Origin of the sequence: Mesorhizobium sp. M8A.F.Ca.ET.021.01.1.1, from assembly GCF_003998025.1 — a bacterium.
Classification (GTDB): domain Bacteria; phylum Pseudomonadota; class Alphaproteobacteria; order Rhizobiales; family Rhizobiaceae; genus Mesorhizobium.
This window is the reverse complement of the sequence record NZ_RZSJ01000496.1, coordinates 1-4,689: the sequence shown is the minus strand read 5'-3', so window position 1 is coordinate 4,689 and position 4,689 is coordinate 1. Positions and strand designations below refer to the sequence as shown.

The window sequence follows — 4,689 nt, the reverse complement described above, 5'->3', positions numbered from 1 at the left end:
GATCAATGCCAAGGCCAAATCACAAAAGCCCAAGTCCGACCTGCCGCTCAAGCTGATCGAAATCCACCGCGAGGACATCGACACGCTGCCGAAGCTGATGAGCTTGCTGAAGGCGGCCCCTTTCCGCGTCATCCTGTTTTGCGACGACCTGTCCTTCGATCATGATGATACGTCCTACAAGTCGCTGAAGGCGGCGCTTGAAGGTGGCGTCGAGGGACGCCCGGCCAACGTCATCTTCTACGCCACATCGAACCGCCGTCACCTGTTGCCGCGCGACATGATCGACAATGAGCGCTCGACCGCCATCAACCCGTCCGAAGCGATCGAGGAAAAGGTCTCGCTATCCGACCGTTTCGGCCTCTGGCTCGGCTTCCACAAATGTTCGCAGGACGAATATCTCGACATGGTCAACGGCTATGCCAGCCATCATGGCCTCGATATCGATCCCGAGCAGCTGCGCGCCGAAGCGCTGGAATGGGCAACGACGCGCGGCAGCCGCTCCGGCCGCGTCGCCTGGCAGTTCACGCAGGATCTGGCCGGCCGGCTTGGCAAGCCGTTGAAGGATTGATGGGTTTGCTCGCGTCGCGGGTCCAACGTCATCCGGGCGGTTGAGCCCGTCGCAGATCGCCCGGCGTTTGGCCGATCTCGCGGCGCATCCAGTGCGCCAGGTGTGACTGGTGCGCGAAGCCGGTCAATTCCGCCACTTCACTTGTGCTGAGATCGCCTCGCAACAGCAGAACGCGTGCGCGTTCGACGCGACGTCGCAACACGTAGCGGTGCAGTGTTACGCCCGTCGCCACCTTGAACCATGTCCGCAAATGCGAACTGCTCGCCCCGGCAACCCGGCTTAGTCGATGGGTCGAAAGCGGTTCGTGGAGAGCCGCCTCGATGTACTCCAGCACGCGTTTCAGCTGGGTATCCGACAAACGGTTCGTTCGACCGATATCAGGTTCGCCGAGGCCAAGCAGCCTCACCGCCAGTGCGGCGCCAATGCTGTCGGCAAACAAAGGGTCACTCGGCGAGTTCGACTTCAATTCGCTCTCGAGCGCCCGGGCGAGATGTTCGATGCGCTGGTCACGAAGCAGGTGACGCGTGTCGAACCGCACTGCTTGTGCCTTGCCGCCAAGTTCCGCCGCCACCCTTTCCATCAGCGCCGGCTGCAACGCAATCTCTATCGTGTCGAACGGGGTTTCGGCCTCGAAGCCGCCTTCCTGGCCGGCCGGCACCAAGTCGATATCACCGGCGCGCCTGACGAAATATCGTCCGACCTGATTGCAGTAGGAACGCGTCGCCGCGCTGGCATGCACCATGATGCGATGGTGTGGCGCCCGGGACAGACGATGGACGCCAGCTTCGACATGCCGGGAGGCCATTGTTACGTCGGACGCGGCTTGGGCCGAAGCGTATTGCGAACGCATGCTCTCTCGATTCATGGCAAAACCTGTTCAAGATTTGGCAATTCCCGCGCGATTTTCAATGCCGTGGACCTGTACTCACGCCTCTCCATCAAACCTGGAAGAGAGGCTATGCCATGAGTTTCTATGTTGTTGTCGGAGCCGGCCCGGTCGGTCGCGAAACCGCTCGCCTTCTTGGCGAGGAAGGACATGACGTCGTTCTCACCAGCCGAAGCGTCGGTTCGAACGGATTGCGGAATGTGCGGGCCGTACAAGCCGACGCCACCGATGCCTCGGACCTCGCGCGTGTCTGCCAAGGCGCCGATGCCATCTTCATGTGTGCCATGGCCACCTATCACAGGTGGCCGACCGACTTCTTCCCCATCATCGACGGTACCGTGCGCGCGGCCGAAACGGTGGGCGCCAAGCTCATCGTACTGGGAAACCTGTATGGCTATGGGGAAAATGCCGACAGCCCGCTTCGCTCCGACCTTTCCCTGGACCCGACTTCGAAGAAAGGAACCGCCAGGACGATCATGTGGCAGCGGGCGGTTCGGGCCGATGTACCGGCGATCGAAGTGCGGTCGAGCGACTATCTCGGACATGGCGCCATCAGCTACTTCTCGCTTGTTGCGCTGCCTTCCATCATCGAGGGGAAACCCACCGCTTTCATTGGAAACCTCGATGCGACGCATGCCTGGGCCTTCACCAAGGACGTCGCCAGGACGCTTGTCGCGGCCTCCCGCTACACGGGCGAATGGGGGCGCGCGTTTCACGTTCCCTCGCAATACGCCTCACCCAGGGAGCTCATCCAGAAAACCGCTGCGATGCTTCGGCGAGAGATTTCAGAAACGCGTTCCTATTCCATCGCCGAGATGGAGGCATTGGGCATGCATGAGCTGATCGAGATGAGTTATCTTTTTGAGAACCCCTTATTGGTGGATTCTTCCGACGCGGAGGTCCTTCTCGGCATCAAGGCCAGCAGCCTCGAGGCCATGATCGCCGACACCCTGCGCGATCACCTTTGAGCCTTGAGCAACAGGCATCCGACAAAACTGAAAAAGCCCGCTCCTTTCGGGGCGGGCCTGAGCCGGCGGGCTGGACTGGAGGTCAGGCGGCCCGCAAATCGCTTTTTTTATTCTATTCGAGATAACCTGACGGGTCGACCGGAGCCGAGTTCTTGCGCACTTCGAAGTGCAGCTTCGGCGAGTCCGTCGTGCCGCTCATGCCGGACAGGGCAATTTCCTGGCCGCGCTTGACCTTCTGGCCGCGCTGCACCTCGATCGAGCTGGCGTGGCCATAGACGGTGACCAGACCATTCTCGTGGCGCACCAGCACCGTGTTGCCGAATTCCTTGAGCCCATCGCCGGCATAGATGACGACGCCGTTCTCGGCCGCCTTGACCGGCGTGCCTGACGGCACGGCGATGTCGACGCCGTCCTTGCCGGATCCGAAACCGGAAATCACCCGGCCGCGAACCGGCCAGCGCATCTTGCCGATCCCCGTGGCACCCGGCGCCACCGCGTCGTCGTCCTCAGCCTGCTGGATGACCTTCGCGTCCTTCTTCGGCGGCGTGTAGGAAGCCAGCGTTTCCGACGGCGTGGCCTTTGCCGCGGGCTGCGTGGTGGCCGTGGTCACCGGATCGATCTTGGCCGGCTTGGCGCTGGCGACTGTCGCCGTTCCGCCGGCCGGCACCTTCAGCGTCTGGCCAATCTTCAACAAGCCATCCTTCATGCCATTGGCCTGCTTCAGCGCGACGACGCCGACACCGGTCTTCCTGGCGATCGAGGACATCGTGTCGCCCGGCTGAACCGTGTAGGTACCGGCGGCGCCGGTCGCCTTGGCCGCCTGCGCCGGCTTGGGCTCCTTGGGCAGGCTCGCGGCGGCCGACGCATCGACCTGAGCGGCGGACTTGCCTTCCTTCAGCTTCGGTTGCTGCGGCAGCACGGCCACCTTGTCCGGCGCGGAAGCCGGGAGATCGTGCTTGCCGTCCTTCGCCGGCCCATCCTTCAACTGCTTTGCGTCGGCAACCTTCGGCTCGCTTTTGCTTGAATAGGCATAGGCCGGGATGACGATCTTCTGACCGGACTTCAGCCCCTTGGTCGGGCTCAGGCCATTCACCTTCATGATGACATCGGCCGGCACCTTGTAATGCGTCGCCAGGCCGGAAATGGTCTCGCCGTCCCTGACGACGATTTCGGTGGCGTGCGGCGTGCCTGCCTGGGCCATCTTCGGCTCGTCGGGCTGGGCATTCTTGAAAGGCTTCGCGGCCGGCGCGACGGTGCCGGTCGTCGTCCTGTCGACGTGAGGAGCGGGCCGAACCAGGGCCGGCGCCGATGCGACACGCACCGGATTGGCGGCAGGCGCGAGCGCTGGAGCCGGCTGCGCCTGCGCGGAAGCCGGCGGCGGCAATGGCCGGCTCGAAACCGGTTCGAGACTGGAGCGGCTCACCGACTGCGTGTGGGTGCCGTCGAGCGGAGCAGCCGAGACATCGCCCGGATAGGGCTGCGCCGCATCCTGTTTGTTGATGATGGCGCGCTGGTTGTTCGTCGAGGAGGTAAAGACGTCATCGACACTGTTGAACCGCGAAGCCTGGGAACTGCATCCGGCCGCCGCGCCCGCAATCATCAGAACAGCGCAGCCCCGCGCCAGATTGCGACTATTTGCCTTCAAAACACTGAGTTGCATCGCACTAACCCGCACAAAACGCTGCACCAACTGGACAGGATTAAAGCGCGTTAATGTTACTGGGCGGTTAACCCATTAGAATCCGACGAAAATTTTCTTAAAACATTTGAGGGTGGTCAGCGATACGGATAGCTGGGCCGAAATGAGATCCGCAGCCTGTCCGAAACTAGATAACCGCTGCCATGCTGCGCAGGATTGGTTGCAGCCGCACGATGCCGATATCCTCGCGTTCGAAACGGCTGCCGACCTTGGTGAGCTTGGCCAGCACCTGCTCGCCCTCTTCCGGCCCAATCGGCGCGATGACGATGCCGCCGCTCGACAACTGGTCGAGCAGGAAGCGCGGCAGGCTGTCGAATGCCGCCCAGGCCACGATGCGGTCGAACGGCCCTTCATTGGGCAATCCGTTGGAGCCATCGGCCTGGCGCACGATGGCATTGCCGATGCCGAGCGCCTCGAAACGCTGCCGGGCTTGCTCGACCAGCGTCTTGTAGCGATCGACGGTCACAATGCGCGCCGCCAGCCGCGACATGACAGCCGATGTGTAGCCGGAACCGGTGCCGATCTCGAGCACACGGTTTCCCGTTTCGATGGCGAGTGCGGCGATCAC

5 protein-coding genes are annotated in these 4,689 nt (G+C 62.6%); 2 read left to right on the top strand and 3 right to left on the bottom strand.

Going from position 1 to position 4,689, the window contains the following annotated elements:
- A partial coding sequence (locus EOA36_RS28160) for an ATP-binding protein (RefSeq protein WP_145969341.1) occupies positions 1-568 on the top strand: 568 nt, incomplete at its 5' end.
- Positions 569-596: 28 nt separating this feature from the next.
- On the opposite strand, the gene EOA36_RS28155 is transcribed toward EOA36_RS28160, so the two are convergent.
- Positions 597-1,418 carry an AraC family transcriptional regulator gene (locus EOA36_RS28155; RefSeq protein WP_127280318.1) on the bottom strand — a complete coding sequence of 274 codons (822 nt, stop codon included), beginning with the start codon at positions 1,416-1,418 and terminating at the stop codon, positions 597-599.
- Between the two features lie 113 nt (positions 1,419-1,531).
- On the opposite strand from EOA36_RS28155, the gene EOA36_RS28150 reads away from it, so the two are divergent.
- Complete coding sequence (locus EOA36_RS28150) at positions 1,532-2,422, top strand: NAD-dependent epimerase/dehydratase family protein (RefSeq protein ID WP_127280319.1); 891 nt, start codon at positions 1,532-1,534, stop codon at positions 2,420-2,422.
- Between the two features lie 112 nt (positions 2,423-2,534).
- Here the strand turns inward: EOA36_RS28150 and EOA36_RS28145 are convergent, their stop codons facing one another.
- Complete coding sequence (locus tag EOA36_RS28145) at positions 2,535-4,082, bottom strand: peptidoglycan DD-metalloendopeptidase family protein (RefSeq protein ID WP_127280317.1); 1,548 nt, start codon at positions 4,080-4,082, stop codon at positions 2,535-2,537.
- Positions 4,083-4,248: 166 nt separating this feature from the next.
- A partial coding sequence (locus EOA36_RS28140; RefSeq protein ID WP_127280316.1) for a methyltransferase domain-containing protein occupies positions 4,249-4,689 on the bottom strand: 441 nt, incomplete at its 5' end.

Excerpts from the sequence above, each read along its gene's own strand:
- EOA36_RS28155 (WP_127280318.1), bottom strand. The coding sequence starts at position 1,418 with ATGCGTTCGCAATACGCTTCGGCCCAAGCCGCGTCCGACGTAACAATG.
- EOA36_RS28150 (WP_127280319.1), top strand. The coding sequence starts at position 1,532 with ATGAGTTTCTATGTTGTTGTCGGAGCCGGCCCGGTCGGTCGCGAAACC.
- EOA36_RS28145 (WP_127280317.1), bottom strand. The coding sequence starts at position 4,082 with ATGCAACTCAGTGTTTTGAAGGCAAATAGTCGCAATCTGGCGCGGGGC.